The organism is Galbibacter sp. BG1 (genome assembly GCF_013391805.1).
GTDB lineage: Bacteria > Bacteroidota > Bacteroidia > Flavobacteriales > Flavobacteriaceae > Galbibacter.
Genome location: NZ_CP058364.1, coordinates 2,926,321 through 2,949,576, shown reverse-complemented (window position 1 = coordinate 2,949,576; position 23,256 = coordinate 2,926,321). Strand labels below are relative to the sequence as shown.

General features: G+C 34.7%; 25 protein-coding genes. 23 read left to right on the top strand and 2 right to left on the bottom strand.

The window, feature by feature from the left end:
* Positions 1 to 3: 3 nt before the first annotated feature.
* The 23 genes from leuC to HX109_RS12670 all read left to right on the top strand — a co-directional run bounded on the left by leuC (position 4) and on the right by HX109_RS12670 (position 20,169).
* A complete protein-coding gene (gene leuC, locus HX109_RS12780) occupies positions 4 to 1,401 on the top strand; it encodes a 3-isopropylmalate dehydratase large subunit (RefSeq protein WP_178952585.1) in 1,398 nt (465 codons plus the stop codon).
* 325 nt (positions 1,402 to 1,726) lie between these two features.
* A complete protein-coding gene (gene leuD / locus HX109_RS12775) occupies positions 1,727 to 2,317 on the top strand; it encodes a 3-isopropylmalate dehydratase small subunit (RefSeq protein ID WP_178952583.1) in 591 nt (196 codons plus the stop codon).
* Between the two features lie 10 nt (positions 2,318 to 2,327).
* The gene (gene leuB / locus HX109_RS12770) at positions 2,328 to 3,446 is read left to right on the top strand and encodes a 3-isopropylmalate dehydrogenase (RefSeq protein ID WP_178952581.1); all 1,119 of its coding nucleotides are present in this window, start codon (positions 2,328 to 2,330) and stop codon (positions 3,444 to 3,446) included.
* A 168-nt stretch (positions 3,447 to 3,614) separates the two neighbouring features.
* Entirely contained in the window at positions 3,615 to 4,739 is a 1,125-nt protein-coding gene (gene xerA, locus HX109_RS12765; protein WP_178952579.1) for a site-specific tyrosine recombinase/integron integrase, read from the top strand.
* A gap of 424 nt (positions 4,740 to 5,163) precedes the next feature.
* The gene (locus HX109_RS12760; RefSeq protein WP_178952559.1) at positions 5,164 to 5,445 is read left to right on the top strand and encodes a type II toxin-antitoxin system RelE/ParE family toxin; all 282 of its coding nucleotides are present in this window, start codon (positions 5,164 to 5,166) and stop codon (positions 5,443 to 5,445) included.
* A 13-nt stretch (positions 5,446 to 5,458) separates the two neighbouring features.
* Positions 5,459 to 5,761 (top strand): HigA family addiction module antitoxin, encoded by a 303-nt coding sequence (locus HX109_RS12755; protein ID WP_178952558.1) that lies wholly within the window; start codon positions 5,459 to 5,461, stop codon positions 5,759 to 5,761.
* Positions 5,762 to 6,031: 270 nt separating this feature from the next.
* Positions 6,032 to 6,538, top strand: coding sequence for a hypothetical protein (locus HX109_RS12750; RefSeq protein ID WP_178952565.1), 507 nt, complete (start codon positions 6,032 to 6,034; stop codon positions 6,536 to 6,538).
* A 220-nt stretch (positions 6,539 to 6,758) separates the two neighbouring features.
* Positions 6,759 to 7,265 carry a hypothetical protein gene (locus tag HX109_RS12745; protein ID WP_178952565.1) on the top strand — a complete coding sequence of 169 codons (507 nt, stop codon included), beginning with the start codon at positions 6,759 to 6,761 and terminating at the stop codon, positions 7,263 to 7,265.
* Positions 7,266 to 7,829: 564 nt separating this feature from the next.
* Positions 7,830 to 8,471, top strand: a complete 642-nt coding sequence (locus tag HX109_RS12740) for a hypothetical protein (RefSeq protein ID WP_178952577.1) — start codon at positions 7,830 to 7,832, stop codon at positions 8,469 to 8,471.
* Between the two features lie 134 nt (positions 8,472 to 8,605).
* Complete coding sequence (locus tag HX109_RS12735) at positions 8,606 to 9,115, top strand: hypothetical protein (protein ID WP_178952575.1); 510 nt, start codon at positions 8,606 to 8,608, stop codon at positions 9,113 to 9,115.
* A gap of 210 nt (positions 9,116 to 9,325) precedes the next feature.
* Entirely contained in the window at positions 9,326 to 10,279 is a 954-nt protein-coding gene (locus HX109_RS12730) for a hypothetical protein (RefSeq protein ID WP_178952573.1), read from the top strand.
* 593 nt (positions 10,280 to 10,872) lie between these two features.
* Positions 10,873 to 11,319: a cytochrome c oxidase assembly factor Coa1 family protein gene (locus HX109_RS12725; protein WP_178952571.1), complete on the top strand. Its 447-nt coding sequence runs from the start codon at positions 10,873 to 10,875 to the stop codon at positions 11,317 to 11,319.
* Positions 11,320 to 12,060: 741 nt separating this feature from the next.
* Complete coding sequence (locus HX109_RS12720; RefSeq protein WP_178952569.1) at positions 12,061 to 12,516, top strand: SMI1/KNR4 family protein; 456 nt, start codon at positions 12,061 to 12,063, stop codon at positions 12,514 to 12,516.
* A gap of 465 nt (positions 12,517 to 12,981) precedes the next feature.
* A complete protein-coding gene (locus tag HX109_RS12715) occupies positions 12,982 to 13,488 on the top strand; it encodes a hypothetical protein (protein WP_178952565.1) in 507 nt (168 codons plus the stop codon).
* Positions 13,489 to 13,668: 180 nt separating this feature from the next.
* Complete coding sequence (locus HX109_RS12710) at positions 13,669 to 14,127, top strand: hypothetical protein (RefSeq protein WP_178952567.1); 459 nt, start codon at positions 13,669 to 13,671, stop codon at positions 14,125 to 14,127.
* 233 nt (positions 14,128 to 14,360) lie between these two features.
* Entirely contained in the window at positions 14,361 to 14,867 is a 507-nt protein-coding gene (locus HX109_RS12705; RefSeq protein WP_178952565.1) for a hypothetical protein, read from the top strand.
* A gap of 238 nt (positions 14,868 to 15,105) precedes the next feature.
* A complete protein-coding gene (locus HX109_RS12700) occupies positions 15,106 to 15,819 on the top strand; it encodes a hypothetical protein (RefSeq protein WP_178952563.1) in 714 nt (237 codons plus the stop codon).
* 148 nt (positions 15,820 to 15,967) lie between these two features.
* Positions 15,968 to 16,546, top strand: coding sequence for a hypothetical protein (locus tag HX109_RS12695; protein WP_178952561.1), 579 nt, complete (start codon positions 15,968 to 15,970; stop codon positions 16,544 to 16,546).
* A 1,181-nt stretch (positions 16,547 to 17,727) separates the two neighbouring features.
* Positions 17,728 to 18,009 carry a type II toxin-antitoxin system RelE/ParE family toxin gene (locus tag HX109_RS12690; protein ID WP_178952559.1) on the top strand — a complete coding sequence of 94 codons (282 nt, stop codon included), beginning with the start codon at positions 17,728 to 17,730 and terminating at the stop codon, positions 18,007 to 18,009.
* Positions 18,010 to 18,022: 13 nt separating this feature from the next.
* Positions 18,023 to 18,325 carry a HigA family addiction module antitoxin gene (locus HX109_RS12685; protein ID WP_178952558.1) on the top strand — a complete coding sequence of 101 codons (303 nt, stop codon included), beginning with the start codon at positions 18,023 to 18,025 and terminating at the stop codon, positions 18,323 to 18,325.
* Between the two features lie 301 nt (positions 18,326 to 18,626).
* A protein-coding gene (locus tag HX109_RS12680; protein ID WP_178952556.1) for an IS3 family transposase occupies positions 18,627 to 19,756 on the top strand; the annotation gives its coding sequence in 2 pieces (ribosomal slippage) (positions 18,627 to 18,888 and positions 18,888 to 19,756; 1,131 coding nt in all).
* Positions 19,752 to 19,880: a type II toxin-antitoxin system RelE/ParE family toxin gene (locus tag HX109_RS12675; RefSeq protein WP_178954204.1), complete on the top strand. Its 129-nt coding sequence runs from the start codon at positions 19,752 to 19,754 to the stop codon at positions 19,878 to 19,880. Before HX109_RS12680 ends, HX109_RS12675 begins: the two co-directional genes overlap by 5 nt.
* Positions 19,864 to 20,169, top strand: coding sequence for a helix-turn-helix domain-containing protein (locus HX109_RS12670; RefSeq protein ID WP_178952554.1), 306 nt, complete (start codon positions 19,864 to 19,866; stop codon positions 20,167 to 20,169). Before HX109_RS12675 ends, HX109_RS12670 begins: the two co-directional genes overlap by 17 nt.
* A 710-nt stretch (positions 20,170 to 20,879) precedes the next feature.
* Here the strand turns inward: HX109_RS12670 and HX109_RS12665 are convergent.
* Entirely contained in the window at positions 20,880 to 22,043 is a 1,164-nt protein-coding gene (locus HX109_RS12665) for an MraY family glycosyltransferase (RefSeq protein WP_178952552.1), read from the bottom strand.
* The gene (locus tag HX109_RS12660) at positions 22,043 to 23,236 is read right to left on the bottom strand and encodes a glycosyltransferase family 4 protein (protein ID WP_178952550.1); all 1,194 of its coding nucleotides are present in this window, start codon (positions 23,234 to 23,236) and stop codon (positions 22,043 to 22,045) included. Before HX109_RS12660 ends, HX109_RS12665 begins: the two co-directional genes overlap by 1 nt.
* Between the last annotated feature and the right edge of the window lie 20 nt (positions 23,237 to 23,256).

Sequence of the window (23,256 nt, the reverse complement as noted above, 5' to 3'; positions counted from 1 at the left end):
TACATGAGCAAGACATTATTTGATAAAGTTTGGGACAGCCACGTGGTACATTCCGTAGAGAATGGTCCGCAAATATTGTATATAGATAAACATTTAATTCACGAAGTTACTAGTCCGCAAGCGTTTAACGAGTTAGAGGAGCGCGACATACCCCTTTTTAGAAAAGATCAGATTGTAGCAACGGCAGATCATAACGTTCCTACCAAGGATCAACACCTTCCTATACAAGACCTATTGTCTAAAAAACAGGTAGAGATGTTAACCGAAAATTGCAAAAAACACGACGTTACCCTTTATGGTTTAGGGCACCCTTACCAAGGGATCGTGCATGTAATGGCTCCAGAATTGGGCATTACCCAACCGGGCATGACCATGGTTTGTGGAGATAGCCACACCTCTACCCACGGTGCTTTTGGAACCATTGCCTTTGGCATTGGTACCAGCCAGGTAGCACAGGTTTTTGCGAGCCAATGTTTGCTGCTTTCCAAACCTAAAAGTATGCGTATTACCGTAAACGGAACGCTTAAAAAAGGCGTTTTGCCCAAAGATGTTATTCTTTATATCATTGCGCAATTGGGCACCAATTCGGGCACCGGATATTTTGTGGAATATGCAGGTGATGTTTTTGAAGATATGACGATGGAAGGCCGTATGACAGTTTGTAATATGAGTATTGAAATGGGCGCCCGTGGTGGTATGATCGCTCCAGATGAAACTACTTTTGAGTATGTAAAAGAACGCGAATTTGCGCCTAAAGGAGCTGAATTCGATAAAAAAGTGGCTTACTGGAAAACGCTTCCTACCGATGTTGATGCCGTGTTTGACAAAGAATATACATTTAAAGCAGAAGATATTGAGCCTATGGTTACCTACGGAACCAATCCGGGTATGGGGATTAAAATAACCGAGGCTATCCCTAGTAAAGATGATGTTTCCTTTGAAAAGTCCTTGGAATATATGGGCTTCCGTAAAGGAGAAAAACTACTGGGCAAAGATATTAACTATGTTTTTATTGGAAGCTGTACCAACTCTAGGATTGAAGATTTTAGAATTGCTGCGGAATACATAAAAGGAAAGCAAAAAGCGGCGAATGTAAACGCTTTGATAGTTCCCGGTTCCCAGCAAGTGGCGAAACAAATAAAAGAAGAAGGTATACAAGATGTATTTGAAGCCGCTGGTTTCGAAATGCGCCAAAGTGGTTGCTCTGCATGTTTGGGAATGAACGAAGATAAAATCCCTGCTGGGGAATATTGCGTGTCTACTTCCAATAGAAATTTTGAAGGACGCCAAGGCCAAGGAGCACGTACCATTTTAGCGAGTCCGCTTGTGGCAGCAGCTACGGCCATCGCTGGAAAAATTGTAGATGTAACCGAGGAAGTAGAGGAATTGGAATTGGTTTAGATAGTGAAAAGTTGAAAGTTGAAAGACGGAAGATGGGAGACGGAAGACGGGAGTTCAAAGTTGAAAGTTGAAAACGAAAAGTAAGATGCTGTCAGGCCGTCCCGAAGCTTCGGGAGTCGAAGCCTTTTAGTTAATAGTTTAAGCTATAAATATAAAAACGTCTTGGCGAGGAGCCTGTAGGCGACCTGGCCATCCCTTGAATAGAATTTGGATATAGCTTTGGGAGACTCCTGCCCGGCAGGCGGGGCCACACTCCACTTTGTTTCATTCGCAGTTACGTGTCCAATAAAAAGTGGTCAATAAGTTTTAAGATTTAAAATAGAAAATGGAAAAATTTGTTACATTAACATCTAAGGCAATACCGTTGCCTATTGAAAATATAGATACCGACCAGATTATCCCGGCGCGATTTTTAAAAGCGACGAGCAAAGCTGGTTTTGGTGAAAATTTATTTCGGGATTGGCGTTTTAAAAAAGACGGAACCCCAAATGAAGATTTTGTTTTGAATGATGACACCTATGAGGGTAAAATTCTGGTTGCCGGCGATAATTTTGGGTGTGGAAGTAGCCGAGAGCATGCCGCATGGGCATTAACCGATTACGGGTTTAAAGTAATTGTTTCCAGCTATTTTGCAGATATCTTCAGGGGAAACGCCCTTAATAATGGGTTACTTCCCATTCAGGTGAGTCCAGAAGTGCTTAAAGCAATGCTTTCCGCAGTAAAAGAAAACCCCAACACCGCCATTTTGGTAAACTTGGAGGAGCAAACCATTACGGTATCTGGAACCGATATCAAGGAAAGCTTTGAAATCGATGCCTATAAAAAAATGTGCATGATGAATGGCTATGATGATATCGATTTCCTAGTCAGTAATAAAGATAAAATAGAAGCTTACGAGGCTTCCAGAACATTTTAATGCAAAGAATATGAATTTAGACATTGCTGTATTATCCGGTGACGGGATTGGCCCGGAAGTCACCAAACAAGCCATAAAAACCTTAAAAGCCGTTGGAGAAGTATATAACCACAGCTTTACTTTTAAAGAAGCACCTGTAGGCGCCATTGCGATCGACCAGACAGGAGACCCCCTACCCGAAAAAACATTACAATTGTGTTTGGAGACCGATGCAGTGCTATTTGGTGCTATTGGAGACCCAAAATACGATAACGACCCGTCGGCTAAAGTCCGCCCCGAACAAGGATTATTAAAATTAAGAAAATCGCTCGGCTTATTTACAAATATCCGTCCAATTAAAGCCTTCCCTACCCTAATCGACAAATCACCTCTCAAGGAAGACCGTATCGCTGGAACAGACCTTACCATTTACCGCGAACTTACTGGCGGTATTTATTTTGGTGAGAAAAAGCTAAACGAAGAAGGTAGCGTAGCTTCCGATTTATGTGAATACTCCGATTACGAAATAGAGCGAATCGCTCACTTAGCATTTAAAGCAGCGCGATCCCGACGTAAGAAATTGACGTTGGTAGACAAAGCCAATGTTCTAGAAACCTCCCGTTTGTGGAGAAGAGTGGTAACCAATATAGGAAAAAGTTATCCCGATGTAGAACTCGATTTCCTTTTTGTGGACAACGCCGCCATGCAAATGATTTTAAACCCAAGTCAGTTTGATGTTATTCTAACCGAAAATATGTTTGGGGATATTATTTCTGATGAAGGAAGTGTTATTGGAGGCTCTATAGGCCTACTCGCTTCGGCATCTGTTGGGGATGAAAACGCTATGTTTGAGCCTATTCACGGATCTTTTCCGCAAGGTAAAGGTAAAGGAATTGCCAACCCTATTGCTTCTATCCTTTCTGCAGCCATGCTTTTGGAACACTTTAAGTTATTTGAAGAAGCCAAGGCCGTGAACAAAGCAGTTGAAAAAGCATTGGAAATGAAGGTTGTTACTCCAGATTTAGATCCCGAAAGCAAAAAATCCACCACCGATGTCGGCAATTTTATAGCGGATTATATTGCGAATGCAGAAGAGATCATTAATTACAATCAGGAGAACATAGATTACGGACAATCAACAATCATATAGCGATTAATTTGATTAGTTTTAGTGTTTTGAGGAAACCCCGGCAGCAATGTTCGGGGTTTTTTATTTGAAATATGTGGCCCAGATACACTTATCGAATAAAAAAATTGATATATAGAAAAAATAAACTATTTTTATTAAGCAATTCATTCAAAAATGACTTTTCGATAAATGAATACGCTTCCAACTGTACTAGTAAAAAAGTTAAAGCATCAAGAAAAAGATGTTCTGGGGCTTTATTTTGAATACAATGAAGAGTTTATAAAAATTTGCAAAAACATAAATTCTTCTTGGAGTAACTCGAAGCGTTGTTGGTGGTTATCGGACACTAAAGATAATTTAATCCATTTAAAAAACGCATTTAAGGACAAATTCCTACTTAGGTTCGAACTTTATACGGATGCTTCCATTAAAAAATCTTCTAACAAAGTAAATTTAGTGCCCGAAGAGTTTACAGCTACCTTACAGCGGAAGCGCTACAGTCTAAGCACTCAAAAAACTTATAGTTATCTATTTAATGAATTTTTACATTTTATACATCCTATAGATATACAATCCTTTGATGAAAACGATATACGAAACTATCAAGATTGGCTTGTTAATAGAAGAAAGGTGGCCATTAGCACTCAAAATCAGGCCATAAATGCCATAAAATTTTATTTGGAAAAAGTAGAGGGACAAGAACGCAGCACTTATTATATTGATCGGCCCCGAAAAGAATCTAAACTACCAACTGTTTTAAGTGAAGAAGACGTATTAAAGATTTTTGCTGCCACCAAAAACTTAAAGCACCGATTGGCATTTGCTTTAATGTACAGCACTGGAGTGCGCATTAGCGAATTACTAAACTTGAGAATTAAAGATTTTGATTTAGATAGAAATATAGTTTATATTCGAGGAGCGAAAGGCAAAAAAGATAGAGTTTCCATTATAAGTAAAGCTATAAAACCAGTACTTGTTACTTATTTAAAAGAGTATAAACCTAATTATTGGATTTTAGAGGGTTCAAACAGGAAAGCATATTCTGCGAGCAGTATACGAATGGCATTAAGGAAAAGTGTTAAATTGGCAAAAATAAATAAAGATGTCACGCCCCATACGCTTCGGCATACATTTGCGACACATCTTTTAGATCGTGGTACAGATATGAGGTATATACAACAATTATTAGGACATAACAGCCCTAAAACAACAGCCATTTACGCACATGTATCCACTAGATCGTTGCAAAACCTCCAAAACCCTTTGGATGCACTTTTAAACAATAAAAAACTGAATATCAATAACTTAAAATAAACCAATACAAAGTCTTATATATGCAATAGTCATATATACAACCGTTGGGGCGCATTAAAGGAAAGAAAATCCAGTTCCTCTAAGACAACCCAAAAAGCAGACAAAACTCGTTTCCATCACGAAATGTACGACGGAACTCCAATCTCCTTCCCTATCCAAAAATATGCGAACTTTAGGGAACTGAACTGAAAAACTATGGGCGGCGACGGAATGTAACGCGCCCCAACAGTAGCTATATGCCATTGCTGCTGATTTTCCTCAGCGGAAAATCAACGCAAGAACAGAGCTCTCAACTATTTTGATTATATTCGAAATTGAAACCGCAACGGACACATAGCATAAACGTTAGGCAACATTTGAAAAAAAATCTGCAAACATTCAAATAATTTACTTATCTTTGACGTTAGTAACGTAAAACAAAACTATGATTATTTCTTTTGGCTCAAAACAGACGGAACAAATCTGGAATGGAATCCGAGTAAAAAAAATGCCGATTGAAATACAGAACGTTGGACGTCGGAAATTAAGAATGTTGAATAATTCGCAGGATATATCCGATTTGAAAATTCCGCCTTCAAACCGACTTGAAAAACTAACTGGGAAATTAAAAGAGTTTTACAGTATTCGGATTAATAAACAATGGCGGATTATATTCAATTGGGAAAGCGGAAACGCAAGCGAAGTGGAAATAATCGATTATCACTAAAAAAAGTAAAATAATGGAAAAGTTAGCAAACGTACATCCAGGAGAAATTTTGAATTTTGAATTTCTTGAACCACTTGAAATTACGGCATACCGACTTTCAAAGGACTTGAAAATTCCTCAAACTCGAATATCTGAAATTATAAAAGGTAAACGCAGAATCACAGCAGACACTGCCTTACGATTGAGTAAATATTTTGGAAATTCTGCAAAATTTTGGCTTGGAATTCAAGATGATTATGACATCGAAGAGGAAAAAGAAAGTAAACAAAAAGAGCTGAACGAAATTGAACATTACGGAAATAAAAACGTTGCCTAACAACGTATATAGCTCATAGCTAAATAGTTACTTAATCGAAGTTAAGGCATTTTTGCAAGTCCGCCAAATTTTTTAATTTGGCTTATTGAAAAAAAGGTAATAAGAAAATTAAAAAATTCGGCTCGTGCTTAACCGAATAGTTATCGCTAATTTACACGCTACGAGCCATATACAAAACCGTTGGCAATAATTATGACCAAATTTAGAAACATATTGATTTTATTAATGTTCTTTACTTTCAATGAACTGATTTCGCAAGAAAAAATCGGAATGAAAGAAACCTACATTGAGAATAATTTGGTTTATAAAGTTTCAAATGATAAACTCTTTACTGGAACTGCTCAAAGCAAACGGAAAAATGGACATTTAGTTTATGAAGAGGTATATAAAAATGGAATAATTCTCTCGAGCAATTTATATTATAATGGAAAAGAAATAAGAGTATCCAATAAGAGCATTTACAATCCTGAAAAACCATTAGTTCTTTCAAAAGAAATTAAATACAATTTAGAAGGCGAAATCTTTGAAACAACAACCTATAACAATGATGGAATAAAAATTCTTGTAGAACAATTTAAAAACGGAAAACTGACTTATAGCTGTCAATACCTTGGTAAAAAGAAAAACGGACTTGAATTGGGATATTCAGAAGACGGAGAGAAATTGAAATATCGTTGTGAATTTATAAATGGAAAGAAAAACGGAATAGAATATTGCCTAAAAGATGATGGAGCCGAAACAAAAAAAGAATATAAAAACGGAAAGAAAATAAAATAACTATTGCCAACAACGTGTATAATTCATTGCTAGTAATCGCCTACTTACGAAAATCCTCACAGATTTTCTATTCGGTTTGTATTTGCTAATTTAGTTGCTCAAACACGCAACGAAATCATACACAAAACCGTTGGCAATAATTATGACCAAATTTAGAAACATATTGATTTTATTAATGTTCTTTACTTTCAATGAACTGATTTCGCAAGAAAAAATCGGAATGAAAGAAACCTACATTGAGAATAATTTGGTTTATAAAGTTTCAAATGATAAACTCTTTACTGGAACTGCTCAAAGCAAACGGAAAAATGGACATTTAGTTTATGAAGAGGTATATAAAAATGGAATAATTCTCTCGAGCAATTTATATTATAATGGAAAAGAAATAAGAGTATCCAATAAGAGCATTTACAATCCTGAAAAACCATTAGTTCTTTCAAAAGAAATTAAATACAATTTAGAAGGCGAAATCTTTGAAACAACAACCTATAACAATGATGGAATAAAAATTCTTGTAGAACAATTTAAAAACGGAAAACTGACTTATAGCTGTCAATACCTTGGTAAAAAGAAAAACGGACTTGAATTGGGATATTCAGAAGACGGAGAGAAATTGAAATATCGTTGTGAATTTATAAATGGAAAGAAAAACGGAATAGAATATTGCCTAAAAGATGATGGAGCCGAAACAAAAAAAGAATATAAAAACGGAAAGAAAATAAAATAACTATTGCCAACAACGTGTATAATTCATTGCTAGTAATCGCCTACTTACGAAAATCCTCACAGATTTTCTATTCGGTTTGTATTTGCTAATTTAGTTGCTCAAACACGCAACGAAATCATACACAAAACCGTTAGGCACAATAATTTACTTACGGCGGACACAATTCGTTTTTCCTGGGCTGCTTACTTTAAGGTTTTTATGGGAAGGAGCGGTAACCTGACGTTTTGGAAGGTTTACGGACAAGCTTTTTCGATTGGCATCGTGGGAAAGTTACACTTACCGGTACGCATGTGAGCGAACAAAAAGCTTTTGGTCAAGGTAGCGTAAATATTTGACAATGTCAAGTGTTTGCCAAGTTGAACCAGCCCCCAATAAAAAGGTAAAGGAGTCGCCACACGGCGCTTACAGTGCATATCGGGCATATACACCATAAGTTCCGCTCCGGAAAAATAATTGAGAAAATTTAGCGCACAAAGCGAAAAAGTAAGTAAATTACAGTGCATAACAATATGTATAGCCTATTGAAACAGGCCATACATTTGACCGTTACCACACATTTGAGAAATGACGACATTTATAGTTTTAATAACAATATTTTCAGGAATTAGTTTTGTGCTGATTTTGAAAAAATACAACTTTCCAAAATTGGAAAAAGTTATTAAAAAAATCTCATTTTACTCATTAATCGGAATTTTAATCTGTATTGTACTTCTGGTTTTTGACTTCCGACTAAAAGGAAAATACACAACCTCAATAATCGGGCTGATTTTCTTGCTGTCTACAATTCTACTTTTCGGATTGACTAAAAAAAGTATGACTAAAATATTGAGCGGAATTTTGACAATACCAATCTTTGTTTTTGGAATTTTAAGTTTGTTTTCGGAAATAGGACTTGTCTTTTTTTATTTGATAACTCTTCCTTTTCAATCACCTATGGCAAAATCGGAAATTAATGAAAATCATAATGTGGAAGTTCGAGTTGGCGGATTTTTCGCTTGTGGAGAAAGTTTAGTAATTACGAAATCACAATTCGGAATTTTGGATAAGCAACAATACGTTGGGAATAATTCTTGCGTGACTGGAATCAATAAAATAGAAACTATAGAATTTAAAGAAAATAACGTGGAATTTTTAATCTATCACGATGGAAAAACTGAATTTGAAAATCCATATAAATATCAACCTGAAATAAAAAACGTGTGGTAACACCGTGTATAATTAATGGCTAGTTAGAGCTTGCTTACGAAAATCCTCGCGGATTTTCTATTCAGTTTTTATTTGCTGAATTAGGTGCTTAAACACGCCACTAATCATACACAAAACCGTTAGCAAACATTTGAGTGAAAGACTGGAAAGAATACATAGAATCAACATTTAAACCAATTTCTGAATTCAAAATTGATGATAAAACTCAAATTGGAGAAATTGGAATTTATAGTTTGACTCACAATCTGACCAAAACAAGGTTTGACTTTATTTATCCTGACGAAGATTGGAAGAAAATCGGAGATGTTCAATTCTATAATTCTAAAACGAAAGGTTGGTCTGGAGAATTTTGGGAAGCGGAATTTAACGAAACGGAAAAGCAACGACTGAATGAATTTCTTGAACCTGCACTTGAAAAAGGCTGGTCGAGTAAGGATTTTTACTTACTCGGAAAACACTATCAGTCAAAAGTGTATTGGAATAAAAAATTTGACGGAAAAAATTTTGGTTATTATACTGGATTTGGTTGCTTATGGTTTGTTCTGTTTCCTTTTTTATGGATTTCGACAAAACTAATGGAACTGAATTTTATAAACGGAATGAAAAAAATAATAATTGAACCGACAAATAAAAACGTTTGCTAACAATGTATAACCGCAATTACGGCGGATTCGACTACGTCCGAATCCACTCGGAATTGCTAACACCTCTGCTAAACCGAAAAGTCTGCGTATATTAACCCGTAACTGACGGTTATACTAGACCGTTGTAGTGCATTTGAGAAACGACATACCGTAAGTGAGATGTAATTGAAATTTGAATTTATTCACTCTACATTTGAAACAAAAAACAAGATGATATTACACTCTTTACATTTCGCAAAAAAAATTGATGACATTAACCAAATATTATGGAAAGATGAATTAGAAATAACTTCATTAAGTAGAATGATATTTAGGAAATTTAATAAAAAAGAAGTTTTACATTATTACGACTTGATTTTTAAAAATTTCCCTTTAGAAATAGAAGAAGCAAATCAAGAAATTAGTGTTTCAGTTTTTGCTACAGAAATATTTGAATTGCACTATGAATTAATTGAACTTGATAATCAATTATCAATAGACAAAAAAAATGAACTTCTTGAAAAAAGAAAGACTTTTAAACCAGAACACAACTCTGAAACAATTGAAGATTTTATATCAACATTTTTTCATTGTTTAGTTTATAACTACGAAGACTTTTTAGCAAATACCTTAAAGCAACATTACTTTGTTGGAATAAATGATGAAACGAAAATTTTATTAAGTATTTTAAATAGATATAAAAGTGTTTTAAAAGATAAAACAAAGCAAATAGATTTATTTTGGTGTGTTAAACTTAATAAACAAATATCTGACTTGATATTAGAAATGCTTATTGAATTTATAGAACAACGATTAAATTTATTAACGATTTCAACTGAAAACTTAAGTATTGGAAATGAATTAAATTACGTAGAAAATAATATTTTCAGCATCGATTGGAATGGTTCTCAACAAGAACTTTGTGAATTAATTTTAGAATTGGAAAAAAAAGGATGGATAGCGGAAATAAAGAATGGAGATAGAAGAAAATTTGCTAATTCATTAACTAAAATTTTCAACCTTACAAGTACAAAGAAGAACAAAAAATCTAATCAAAATAATTCTTTCTATCAATTATTAAAGGGAGAATTTGAAAATAATGAGAGAATTTATCCTTTTATGGAAAAAGAGAATTATAAGAAACAATTTAACGGAATTATAGAAAATGAAAATAAGTTAAAATAAAAACGCACTACAACACCGTATATAATTTATTGCTAGTTCTAGCCTACTTACGAAAATCCTCGCGGATTTTCTATTCGGTTTTTATTTGCTAAATTAGTTGCTTAAACCACGCAACAAACCATATACAAACACGTTAGGCACAATAATTTACTTACGGCGGACACAATTCGTTTTTCCTGGGCTGCTTACTTTAAGGTTTTTATGGGAAGGAGCGGTAACCTGACGTTTTGGAAGGTTTACGGACAAGCTTTTTCGATTGGCATCGTGGGAAAGTTACACTTACCGGTACGCATGTGAGCGAACAAAAAGCTTTTGGTCAAGGTAGCGTAAATATTTGACAATGTCAAGTGTTTGCCAAGTTGAACCAGCCCCCAATAAAAAGGTAAAGGAGTCGCCACACGGCGCTTACAGTGCATATCGGGCATATACACCATAAGTTCCGCTCCGGAAAAATAATTGAGAAAATTTAGCGCACAAAGCGAAAAAGTAAGTAAATTACAGTGCATAACAATATGTATAGCCTATTGAAACAGGCCATACATTTGACCGTTGCCCACCATTTGAGAAAATCGGAACGAAATAAAATTTATGAAATGAATAACGAACTAATAGAACATAAAAGTTGGTGGAAACGGAACTGGAAATGGTTTGTTCCAGTTTGTGGAATATTTGTAATTGCGATTACAGTATTCTTTTCTTCTGGAATGAGCGGAATGGCGACTGATTTTGCTCAAGCATACGCAGATACTGAACTTTACACAAATGCAATTGAAAAAGTAAATTCCGACCAAAAAGTGACTGAATTACTCGGCGAGATTGAACCGATTGACAAAATGGCAATCTTAGAGGGGCAAACCGACTACAGCAATGACTATCGAACTGTGAACTCAACAGTTCGAATAATCGGAACGAAAGGAAAAGCTCGAATGGACATCACAGCGGACAGAATAAATAACGAGTGGAATTATTCAAAAATTAACGTTCGAATTAAAAATCCATCTGAAAAGAAACAAACAATTGAAATAAAAACAACGGAATAAAAACGGTGGGCAACACCGTGTAAAACCAATAATGCCAAAATCAGCATGCAGTTGGGCAAATAGTGATTTTTAGAGCCTGTTTGCCGTGAGAATAGCATTACTGGTCTTACACATAACCGTTGGGGCGCATTAAAGGAAAGAAAATCCAGTTCCTCTAAGACAACCCAAAAAGCAGACAAAACTCGTTTCCATCACGAAATGTACGACGGAACTCCAATCTCCTTCCCTATCCAAAAATATGCGAACTTTAGGGAACTGAACTGAAAAACTATGGGCGGCGACGGAATGTAACGCGCCCCAACAGTAGCTATATGCCATTGCTGCTGATTTTCCTCAGCGGAAAATCAACGCAAGAACAGAGCTCTCAACTATTTTGATTATATTCGAAATTGAAACCGCAACGGACACATAGCATAAACGTTGGGGCGCATTAAAGGAAAGAAAATCCAGTTCCTATACGACAACCCAAAAAGCAGACAAAACTCGTTTCCAGAACGAAATGTACGACGGAGCTCCAATCTCCTTCCCTATCCAAAAATATGCGAACTTTAGGGAACTGAACTGAAAAACTATGGGCGGCGACGGAATGTAACGCGCCCCAACAGTAGCTATATGCCATTGCTGCTGATTTTCCTCAGCGGAAAATCAACGCAAGTATAAACCTCTCAACTATTTTGATTATATTCGAAATTAAAACCGCAACGGACACATAGCATAAACGTTGTACACAATTTCCAGAAAATGACATTTAATGATTTAAAAGAAAAATATTCAGACCGAGCTCAAGCATTTCCATCAAATTCACCTGAACCAAATGAAACGGATTTGAATAAATTAATTGAGAAATATAATTGTAACTATCCAAAGTCATTTATTGATTTTCAGCTCAAATATTGTAAAGAAGTTCCTATTGGAGATTTTGCTTTTGAAGGGTTTGGTTTTGCGAATAAAAATTTGGAACCTTATATGAATTTAGAAGAGGTTTTAAAAGATTATGCTGAGTTAAACTTTCCAAAATACTTAACACCTTTTAAACGAGATAATGGAGACTTCTGGTGCTTTGACAATCGAAGTTCTGAAAGTGAATTTCCTATAGTTGTTTTTGACCACAACTCGAATGGAATTGAATCTGACCCAAATTATAAATGGAAAAATTTTATTGATTGGATTGACAAAACTATGGAAGATGAATATTAATAATTATTTATATAAAAATGGTTTTTAAAGAAAGGACAACGGACAATGAACTTTATATTTATCTCAACGGAAAATTGATTTACAAAAAGTGACTAAAGACAGGTGAATCAAAAGTATTTGATGTGATGGCTAATGATAAATACACATTGAAATCAATAACAAAAACGGAATAAAAACAACTGTGTACAACAAGGGCTATAATTAATACGGGGCTAAGTGCTTAATATAAAGTTTAGTGTATTTTTATAATGTCCGCCAAATCTTTTGATCTGGCTTTAAAAAATGAAAAATTAAAACAAAATAAAAAGTTTTGGCTAAGTGCTTAATCGGAAATTAATTTCTTTTTTATTCCCGTACTAATCATAGCCGAGATCGTTGGCAATAATTATGACCAAATTTAGAAACATATTGATTTTATTAATGTTCTTTACTTTCAATGAACTGATTTCGCAAGAAAAAATCGGAATGAAAGAAACCTACATTGAGAATAATTTGGTTTATAAAGTTTCAAATGATAAACTCTTTACTGGAACTGCTCAAAGCAAACGGAAAAATGGACATTTAGTTTATGAAGAGGTATATAAAAATGGAATAATTCTCTCGAGCAATTTATATTATAATGGAAAAGAAATAAGAGTATCCAATAAGAGCATTTACAATCCTGAAAAACCATTAGTTCTTTCAAAAGAAATTAAATACAATTTAGAAGGCGAAATCTTTGAAACAACAACCTATAACAATGATGGAATAAAAATTCTTGTAGAACAATTTAAAAACGGAAAACTGACTTATAGCTGTCAATACCTTGGTAAAAAGAAAAACGGACTTGAATTGGGATATTCAGAAGACGGAGAGAAATTGAAATATCGTTGTGAATTTATAAATGGAAAGAAAAACGGAATAGAATATTGCCTAAAAGATGATGGAGCCGAAACAAAAAAAGAATATAAAAACGGAAAGAAAATAAAATAACTATTGCCAACAACGTGTATAATTCATTGCTAGTAATCGCCTACTTACGAAAATCCTCACAGATTTTCTATTCGGTTTGTATTTGCTAATTTAGTTGCTCAAACACGCAACGAAATCATACACAAAACCGTTGGCAACAAGCTGAAAAACGAGAATAATTGGAAAATCCCATTTTTAAAAATGAGCGAAATAAAAAAAGTAACAATATTTACAATACTCATTCATTCGTTCATAATAATTGGAGCTGGACACGGAATTGGAATTATGGGAATAATTGATATTGCATATATTTCGAATTTAATTGATAATTACGGATTTACATTAACTGGAAATTTTGATGACAATATTATGACAATCGGACTTCTATCTTTAATTGGAAAAATATTGCTGATTTTGAGCTTATTTGTGAAAATAAATTGGACTAAAAACCTGACTCAATTAATCGGGATTTTACTCTTATGGATTTCGGTTTATTTTTTAACTTCTGGTAATTGGAATTATGAATCTCTTTATGAATTGGCTTTTTGGACAAGTATTCCATTTCTGATTTCGTCTATAATTCTAACTTATTTAATAGTTAAAAATATCAAACAAAATACAGAACGGAATTTTGAACTGAATGGAAAACTAAATGTATAACGGAATAAAAAGCCAGTTGCCAACACCGTGTATAATTCATTGCTAGTAAAGGCTTGCTTACGAAAATCCTCGCAGATTTTCTATTCGGTTTGTATTTGCTAAATTAGTTGCTCAAACACGCAACGAAATCATACACAATCACGTTGGCAATAATTATGACCAAATTTAGAAACATATTGATTTTATTAATGTTCTTTACTTTCAATGAACTGATTTCGCAAGAAAAAATCGGAATGAAAGAAACCTACATTGAGAATAATTTGGTTTATAAAGTTTCAAATGATAAACTCTTTACTGGAACTGCTCAAAGCAAACGGAAAAATGGACATTTAGTTTATGAAGAGGTATATAAAAATGGAATAATTCTCTCGAGCAATTTATATTATAATGGAAAAGAAATAAGAGTATCCAATAAGAGCATTTACAATCCTGAAAAACCATTAGTTCTTTCAAAAGAAATTAAATACAATTTAGAAGGCGAAATCTTTGAAACAACAACCTATAACAATGATGGAATAAAAATTCTTGTAGAACAATTTAAAAACGGAAAACTGACTTATAGCTGTCAATACCTTGGTAAAAAGAAAAACGGACTTGAATTGGGATATTCAGAAGACGGAGAGAAATTGAAATATCGTTGTGAATTTATAAATGGAAAGAAAAACGGAATAGAATATTGCCTAAAAGATGATGGAGCCGAAACAAAAAAAGAATATAAAAACGGAAAGAAAATAAAATAACTATTGCCAACAACGTGTATAATTCATTGCTAGTAATCGCCTACTTACGAAAATCCTCACAGATTTTCTATTCGGTTTGTATTTGCTAATTTAGTTGCTCAAACACGCAACGAAATCATACACAAAACCGTTATCTCTTATTTGGGAAAAACTTTTCGCTAATTAAAAAAGGCAGTTCACTCATTTTGACTTTTATGATTAATTGTCAAATAATACATTTGATAGAAAATAATCAGAAATGAAAATATTGACACTCTTACTTACGATTTTACTATCGATTTCTGCAAATAGCCAGACTGAAAAGTCGGAATTATATTTAACAAAAGACAGCGACACTCTGTTTTGGAAAAAGTATCAGGACAGTGATATTAAAGATTTTAAACTTCCTGAATTAGATACTAAATCGGAATTCGTTTTCAGAAGTTGGAATCCTGGAAGTTTACTCGAAATTACCAAAGACAATGATTCTATAAGTGGTAAGATAATATATTTTGTTTTCGAGGTTTGGGAAGATAATTATAAGGCGGACACATTTGTACAAACTTATTTGCTACCAAAATCAATCTCTAAAAACTTATATGAATACATATCAAATAGCGGAATTCAAAAAATACCGAGTGATAAGTATATTAAAGATTGGCAACAAGGATTTGACGGAATCACAAATATTTACGAATTAAAAGAGAATAATAACTATTCTTTTAAAAACTTTTGGACACCAACTTCACAAAAAGGAATTGAAGAAGCGGAATTTATAATTGAGTTTAATAAAAACATTGGAGAAATTGGAGAACTAGAAAAATACGGAAAGGATTTTGCAGAAAAAGTTCCGTTCATAAGCTATATGTATTCTGGTTCATCTTATGCTATTACAAAACCGCCGACAAAAAAGGAATTACGGAAATATAAACGTGAACGAAAAAAGAAACAGCGGAATAAAAACAAGAGATAACACCGTATATAATTTATTGCTAGTTCTAGCCTACTTACGAAAATCCTCGCGGATTTTCTATTCGGTTTGTATTTGCTAAATTAGTTGCTGAAACACGCAACGAAATCATACACAAACACGTTAGCAAATATTTACTTTGACCTTATTTATGAAGAAAATAGTGGGACTTTTATTATTTAGCTTTTTTATTGCCTGTACTTCAAAACCTGAAAAGAAAAGAATAAAAGAGCCAATTGATGTAGTAACTGGAGAATGGAAAGAAATCATTTCAGATGATGGACGTTTTAAAATTCAGTTTCCTGATTATGAATTGCGACAAGGGACAAATGTTTTCAAAGATGAATGGTTAGGGGAAATAGAAAACCATTTCTATCGTCTAAATATTCAGGACAGTATAAATTTGAACATGACCTATGATATAACCTATAGCCTTCGTCCAGATTTGAAAACGGACAATGACTTCGAAGAAATGATTATTAATGAAAAGGAACATTTAATTTCAACATTTAATGGACAAATTAATTACGAACAGGTACTTAAGGAAAGGGATTATCCTGGACGTGAAATATTGACAAAAATAGACAGTTCTAAAGTTCAGCTAACTAGCAGAATCTATTTGAATGACGGGATTTTATACAGAATAATGGTACTCACAGATGGCGGAAAGGGCAAACTTTTCAATAAATCACGTAGCAAGTTTCTGGATTCATTTGAAATTCTAGAATGAAAAAAACATTTGCTAACACAACCTATAAACAATACGGGGTTCGAGCTTAATCGAAAGGTTTGTGTATTTTTATGAAGTCCGCAAAATCTTTTGGATTTTGCTTTAACCAAGGAAAAGAAAAAACAAAACAAAAAGATTTTGCTATGTGTGTGGCGGAAAGTAAGCCCTGTTTGCTCCCGTACTGTTCATAGCCAAACCGTTGGGGCGCATTAAAGGAAAGAAAATTCAGTTCCTCTAAGACAACCCAAAAAGCAGACAAAACTCGTTTCCAGAACGAAATGTACGACGGAACTCCAATCTCCTTCCCTATCCAAAAATATGCGAACTTTAGGGAACTGAACTGAAAAACTATGGGCAGCGACGGAATGTAACGCGCCCCAACAGTAGCTATATGCCATTGCTGCTGATTTTCCTCAACGGAAAATCATCGCAAGAACAACCCTTTCGAGTATTTTGACTATATTCGAAAATAAAACCGCAACGGACACATAGCATAAACGTTGGGGCGCATTAAAGGAAAGAAAATCCAGTTGCTCTACTACAACCCATAAAGCAGACAAAACTCGTTTCCATCACGAAATGTAAGACGGAACTCCAATCTCCTTCCCTATCCAAAAATATACGAACTTTAGGGAACTGAACTGAAAAACTATGGGCGGCGACGGAATGTAACGCGCCCCAACAGTAGCTATATGCCATTGCTGCTGATTTTCCTCAGCGGAAAATCAACGCAAGAACAGAGCTCTCAACTATTTTGATTATATTCGAAATCGATACCGCAACGGACACATAGCATAAACGTTGGGGCGCATTAAAGGAAAGAAAATCCAGTTCCTCTACGACAACCCAAAAAGCAGACAAAACTCGTTTCCATTACCAAATGTACGACGGAACTCCAATCTCCTTCCCTTTCCAAAAATATGCGAACTTTAGGGAACTGAACTGAAAAACTATGGGCAGAGACGGAATGTAACGCGCCCCAACAGTAGCTATATGCCATTGCTGCTGATTTTCCTCAGCGGAAAATCAACGCAAGCACAGACCTCTCAACTATTTTGATTATATTCGAAATTAAAACCGCAACGGACACATAGCATAAACGTTAGGCAACATTTGAAAAAAAATCTGCAAACATTCAAATAATTTACTTATCTTTGACGTTAGTAACGTAAAACAAAACTATGATTATTTCTTTTGGCTCAAAACAGACGGAACAAATCTGGAATGGAATCCGAGTAAAAAAAATGCCGATTGAAATACAGAACGTTGGACGTCGGAAATTAAGAATGTTGAATAATTCGCAGGATATATCCGATTTGAAAATTCCGCCTTCAAACCGACTTGAAAAACTAACTGGGAAATTAAAAGAGTTTTACAGTATTCGGATTAATAAACAATGGCGGATTATATTCAATTGGGAAAGCGGAAACGCAAGCGAAGTGGAAATAATCGATTATCACTAAAAAAAGTAAAATAATGGAAAAGTTAGCAAACGTACATCCAGGAGAAATTTTGAATTTTGAATTTCTTGAACCACTTGAAATTACGGCATACCGACTTTCAAAGGACTTGAAAATTCCTCAAACTCGAATATCTGAAATTATAAAAGGTAAACGCAGAATCACAGCAGACACTGCCTTACGATTGAGTAAATATTTTGGAAATTCTGCAAAATTTTGGCTTGGAATTCAAGATGATTATGACATCGAAGAGGAAAAAGAAAGTAAACAAAAAGAGCTGAACGAAATTGAACATTACGGAAATAAAAACGTTGCCTAACAACGTATATAGCTCATAGCTAAATAGTTACTTAATCGAAGTTAAGGCATTTTTGCAAGTCCGCCAAATTTTTTAATTTGGCTTATTGAAAAAAAAGGTAATAAGAAAATTAAAAAATTCGGCTCGTGCTTAACCGAATAGTTATCGCTAATTTACACGCTACGAGCCATATACAAAACCGTTGTGTGTAATGCACAAAAAACGATGAACTTCAATAAAAAATGAGACAAGAAATTGTAAGCTCCCCTTATAACCGAACTGTTTAGAAGTATAATAATTTTATTAATTTTAAACAGCAATTATGAGAAAGAGTAAATTCAGTCCGCAACAGATCGCAAAGATTTTAAAAGAATTCGACAACGGCAAAACAGCTGATCAGATCAGCCGTGAGCACGGTGTGAGCACCGCTGCCTTCTACAAATGGCGGGAACGCTATGCAGGGATGAGCGGTAAGGAGCTAAAACGGTTAAAGGAGCTCGAAGAGGAAAACCGTAAGCTCAAGCAGATGTATGCCACATTGGCCCTTGACCACCAGATGGCCAAGGAGGTTATCGAAAAAAAGCTCTAAAGCCCTGCCGTAAGCGGAGTATCAGCAAAGAGCTCATTCATTACGGTATCAGTAGGGCGTGCCGTGTCCTGGGAATGAGCAAGAGTGTTTATTACTACAACCCGATAGCCAAAGATGACAGTGAGATAGAACGAGCTTTGAAAGAGAAAGCTGAAGCGCATTCTGAAGAGGGGTTTTGGAAGGCTTACGACCGATTGCGGGAAGAGGGCAAGCCATGGAACCATAAAAGGGTGTACAGGGTCTATGTGTCACTGGGGCTTCCCTTGAGAAGAAAGGCAAAGAAACGTTTACCGGCAAGGGTCAAGGAGCCTTTAAATGTACCAGATCAACTTAACCATACCTGGAGCATGGATTTTGTAACCGATGTCCTAGAGAACAAAAGACGCTTCAGGGCCTTTAACATCATCGATGATTTTAACAGGGAGGCGCTCCATATAGAAATAGACTTTTCATTGACCAGCAGCCGGGTGGTTTGGGTGCTCAACCATCTCATCAACAAAAGAGGGAAGCCCCGGAAGATACGGATGGACAATGGGCCGGAATTTATCGCCGAGATCGCATCACAATGGAGCGAAATGCACGAGATAGCTTTCCAGTACATAGAGCCTGGGAAACCAACCCAAAATGCTTTTATAGAACGCTTCAATGGCAGCTATAGACGCGGGGTACTAAACAAATACATATTCCAGAACATTGATCAGGTAAGGGAACAGACGCAAATATGGGTCGATGACTACAATAACCACAGACCTCACGATGCCTTGGGAAAAATCCCTCCGGTAAAATATGCAAAACTTAATTCTACTTTGGCTAGCCAAAGTAGAATTAAAAACGGTATTTTTAAACCAGTTTTAGAAAATTAAGCAGTTCTATTATGGGGAAGCTTACATCGGTCATGGATTTCAAAAAAAGACCCAAAAAACACCAAAAGACCAGATTGATAAAGCAGAGCAAATAAAAAAGGAATATTATGATAGCAAAGAATAAAAATTTGAAAAGCCTAGACCAATTTGTAGATGAAAAAATCGGCAAAAGAGGCACTGAAAAGCGTGAGGAATTTGAAACGGAATATGATGCTTTTAAGCTTGGCGTTTTGATACAACAAGCAAGGGAGGAGAAAGGACTTACTCAAGAACAACTAGCCGTATTGGCTGGAACAAATAAGTCGTATATTTCCAAATTAGAGAGAAATTTAAAGGACATTAGATTTTCGACCTTGCAAAGAATTATTAACGAAGGATTAGGCGGGCATTTGGACATCTCAATCCGGTTTTAAAAAAGAATGAATGTCATCTTACCTCATGAAGGTTGCCACTACCCTTGCCTGCGAAAGGCAGGCGCACTAATGTTTTTTTATAGTTTGTTATAATTGGTTAAGTAGGAAAGATTCAAAGATATATTTTTAATATTCAGTATTCAGTAAGGCAGTTTTTTGCTAATAGTTCAATGTTAATTGGATTCATTCGTAAATCAAAAATCGTAAATCTTTAATTGGGTTGGTTGAGTTGCAGAGGTTTTTGAGTAGGCAGTATTCATTAAGCAGTGTTCAGTAAGCAGTAAGCATTATGTCTTCGCGAAGGAGGGACGCCTGCCAGACGGACGGACTGTGGCGATCTCGCGACTAAGAGCAATTCTTGTGTTTAGGAGATGACCACGCTCCCGAAAAGTCGCTCGTCGTGACGTTTTGTGGATTTTGTTTATGGTTTATAGTTTTTGGTTCTTGGTTTTGGGGTTGTTGTGTTCTGTGTTATTGGTTAATCTTTAATTGTTTTGTTTAAGTAGCAAAGGATTAAAAGCATAAAGCTTTTTAGTAGACAGAAAATATTCTTTGCCTCATTTCGATCTCGAAGCCTCGGGAGAGAGATCCCATAAACTTGCTCCACAGCGGGATGAGATTTCTCCACCGACGCTGAAGGTCGATGTCGAAATAACTTCCATCATCCCGTTTCTAGCATCCAACATAATCGTGACCCTTAATACGCTTTACTATTTTCCTTTGCTCTCCAACTTCCTTGGTCTTCCTTTTCCTTGTTTTGTTTTCGCCTTATACCCTTCCAACTTCCTTTTAAGCTTTATCTTACGCTTTAAATTACTAACGCTGTAATCCAAACGATAAAAAAGATAAGCCAGACCAATACAGGTAGCTACTAATGCAATAATCATCCATAAATTGTTAGAAGTACTTCCTAAGACAATTAACAACACCACAAAAACAAAATTAAAACTAGCTATGATAAAGCTAGCCTGCTGATGGGATAAACTCAAGTAATCAACTAAAATATGGTGCGTATGATTTCTATCTGGTGAAAAAGGACCTCGCTTGCTAACTACCCTTAAAGTAAAAACACGAGCGGTATCAAATAAAGGAACAATTAAGATCCCAATAGCTACTAAGGGAGCATTTTCTAAAAGAAATGGAAGCTCTTTATAGGAATTAGGTTTCAAGGCCAAGAATTTTAGCGTAAACATTGCTAACATAAACCCAACAATTAGAGAACCTGTATCACCCATAAAAATTTTCTTGGTGGAAGATAAATTATATCCCAAGAAAGCCATTAGACAAGCATTTAAAGCTATGCACAGAAGTGCATAAAAATACTCATTAGACATGTAAAATATGGTGGTATATAAAATCAATATAACAATCCCAACCATTGCTGCCAACCCATCTATACCATCAATTAGATTGTATGCATTGATAATGGTTATCATGAGAAAACCGCCTATTAATAAATACAAAAAATAGGGAATTTCATTAATATTTAAAAACCCATGAAGTGAATGGATTACAAAACTGTCACTAGCCAGCACGAAAGAAACCGCTGCAATTTGTGCAACCAGCTTGGTTAAGGGTGATAAAACGACTAAATCATCCTTTAATCCGACAATAAATAATATGGTTAAACCAGGGATTAAATAAATTGCTTCATTATGCAAATCTTTATCCTTTAAAAAGAAAATTGCAAATACCAAGCAATAAAAAAAAGAAACACCTGCTAGCGTAGGTGTTACCTTTTTGTGTGAGCTTCTAGCATTTGGGTTGTCCATTAACTTCTTATGCTCCACTACTCCAATAATTTTTGGGATTGTAAAGTATGTTAGAAGAAAACATCCTATAAATAATAAAACCGCGGTTTCAAGGAAATACATTATCTGCTTTTTAAAAAAGTTAACATCTTAGTAGCCAAAAATTTTCTATCGAAATCAATTAGTATTTTTTCAAAACTATACGACCGATTTGAAAGAGACATATAATTTAAGGCTTCTTGAAAACTATCAAAATTTTCTGGTTCAAAACTGACTCCAACATTATAATTCTCAACAATTTCTTTTGCCTCACCTTCAACCCCAATCAAAATTGGTTTTTGCATTGCACATAATTCAAAAATCTTTGAAGGAATTACAGATTTAAATGTTTCTGATTTTTTTAAATTCACGAGTCCTATATCCAAAATCGAAATATATTCTACCACTTGTTCTTTTGGAACATTATCAATCATAGTAACATTTTGAAGTTTTAATTCCTCTTTTAGACGTAATAGCTCAGCCTTTTTTGCTCCGTCACCGACTAACAAAAAATGAAGTGTTTTATTGTTAATTTTTGCTGCGGAAGCCAATATAAAATCTAGAGCATGTGCCATTCCATGTGTACCAATATATCCAACGACAAATTTATTTTCTAAATTTAACTTCTTTAAAAGATTACTATTTTTTTCTGATGGTAAAAAATTTGATTTTATTATTCCATTTTTAACAACCTCAATTTTAGATTCCGAAACCTTATGTTGATGGATTAGATATCTTTTAAAGGAATCAGTTACTACTACTATTTTAGACGCAGACACATACATTTTTTTTTCAAGATACTCAAAAAAATGAATTACTAAACTGTCCTTCATTGCTCCTACAGCTTTTATGGATTCAGGCCAAATATCCCTTACCTCCATAACCCACTTTTTCCTTTTCCAGAAACTCAACCATCTTCCTGATATTACGGTAAAAAATTGCGGAGAAGTAGCAATTATTAGATCAGTTTTAATAAATAGTCCAGCAATAAAGGAACTCAACATAAAACTAGCATAGTCTATAATCCTTTTAGCACTTCCCTCGTTAGCAGTAATATAAGTCCATACTCTAATGACATTTATTCCATCTATTTTTTCTTTTTGATAGATTTTGTTTCTATAACCTTCAAATACTTTTCCTTTTGGAAAATTTGGAGCACAAGTTATTACTGTTACCTCCATTCCTTTTTTAGCCCATTCTTTGCAATGCTCATAAGTTCTTGTTGCTGGTGCATTCGTTTCAGGAATAAAGTTATCTGTTATAAAAAGTAATTTCATTATAAATAAGCTTAATTATT

What these genes read in the sequence shown, in the direction of transcription:
- leuC (WP_178952585.1), top strand. Translation starts at nt 4, where the DNA reads ATGAGCAAGACATTATTTGATAAAGTTTGGGACAGCCACGTGGTACAT.
- leuD (WP_178952583.1), top strand. Translation starts at nt 1,727, where the DNA reads ATGGAAAAATTTGTTACATTAACATCTAAGGCAATACCGTTGCCTATT.
- leuB (WP_178952581.1), top strand. Translation starts at nt 2,328, where the DNA reads ATGAATTTAGACATTGCTGTATTATCCGGTGACGGGATTGGCCCGGAA.
- xerA (WP_178952579.1), top strand. Translation starts at nt 3,615, where the DNA reads ATGAATACGCTTCCAACTGTACTAGTAAAAAAGTTAAAGCATCAAGAA.
- HX109_RS12760 (WP_178952559.1), top strand. Translation starts at nt 5,164, where the DNA reads ATGATTATTTCTTTTGGCTCAAAACAGACGGAACAAATCTGGAATGGA.
- HX109_RS12755 (WP_178952558.1), top strand. Translation starts at nt 5,459, where the DNA reads ATGGAAAAGTTAGCAAACGTACATCCAGGAGAAATTTTGAATTTTGAA.
- HX109_RS12750 (WP_178952565.1), top strand. Translation starts at nt 6,032, where the DNA reads ATGAAAGAAACCTACATTGAGAATAATTTGGTTTATAAAGTTTCAAAT.
- HX109_RS12745 (WP_178952565.1), top strand. Translation starts at nt 6,759, where the DNA reads ATGAAAGAAACCTACATTGAGAATAATTTGGTTTATAAAGTTTCAAAT.
- HX109_RS12740 (WP_178952577.1), top strand. Translation starts at nt 7,830, where the DNA reads ATGACGACATTTATAGTTTTAATAACAATATTTTCAGGAATTAGTTTT.
- HX109_RS12730 (WP_178952573.1), top strand. Translation starts at nt 9,326, where the DNA reads ATGATATTACACTCTTTACATTTCGCAAAAAAAATTGATGACATTAAC.
- HX109_RS12725 (WP_178952571.1), top strand. Translation starts at nt 10,873, where the DNA reads ATGAATAACGAACTAATAGAACATAAAAGTTGGTGGAAACGGAACTGG.
- HX109_RS12720 (WP_178952569.1), top strand. Translation starts at nt 12,061, where the DNA reads ATGACATTTAATGATTTAAAAGAAAAATATTCAGACCGAGCTCAAGCA.
- HX109_RS12715 (WP_178952565.1), top strand. Translation starts at nt 12,982, where the DNA reads ATGAAAGAAACCTACATTGAGAATAATTTGGTTTATAAAGTTTCAAAT.
- HX109_RS12710 (WP_178952567.1), top strand. Translation starts at nt 13,669, where the DNA reads ATGAGCGAAATAAAAAAAGTAACAATATTTACAATACTCATTCATTCG.
- HX109_RS12705 (WP_178952565.1), top strand. Translation starts at nt 14,361, where the DNA reads ATGAAAGAAACCTACATTGAGAATAATTTGGTTTATAAAGTTTCAAAT.
- HX109_RS12700 (WP_178952563.1), top strand. Translation starts at nt 15,106, where the DNA reads ATGAAAATATTGACACTCTTACTTACGATTTTACTATCGATTTCTGCA.
- HX109_RS12695 (WP_178952561.1), top strand. Translation starts at nt 15,968, where the DNA reads ATGAAGAAAATAGTGGGACTTTTATTATTTAGCTTTTTTATTGCCTGT.
- HX109_RS12690 (WP_178952559.1), top strand. Translation starts at nt 17,728, where the DNA reads ATGATTATTTCTTTTGGCTCAAAACAGACGGAACAAATCTGGAATGGA.
- HX109_RS12685 (WP_178952558.1), top strand. Translation starts at nt 18,023, where the DNA reads ATGGAAAAGTTAGCAAACGTACATCCAGGAGAAATTTTGAATTTTGAA.
- HX109_RS12670 (WP_178952554.1), top strand. Translation starts at nt 19,864, where the DNA reads ATGATAGCAAAGAATAAAAATTTGAAAAGCCTAGACCAATTTGTAGAT.
- HX109_RS12665 (WP_178952552.1), bottom strand. Translation starts at nt 22,043, where the DNA reads ATGTATTTCCTTGAAACCGCGGTTTTATTATTTATAGGATGTTTTCTT.
- HX109_RS12660 (WP_178952550.1), bottom strand. Translation starts at nt 23,236, where the DNA reads ATGAAATTACTTTTTATAACAGATAACTTTATTCCTGAAACGAATGCA.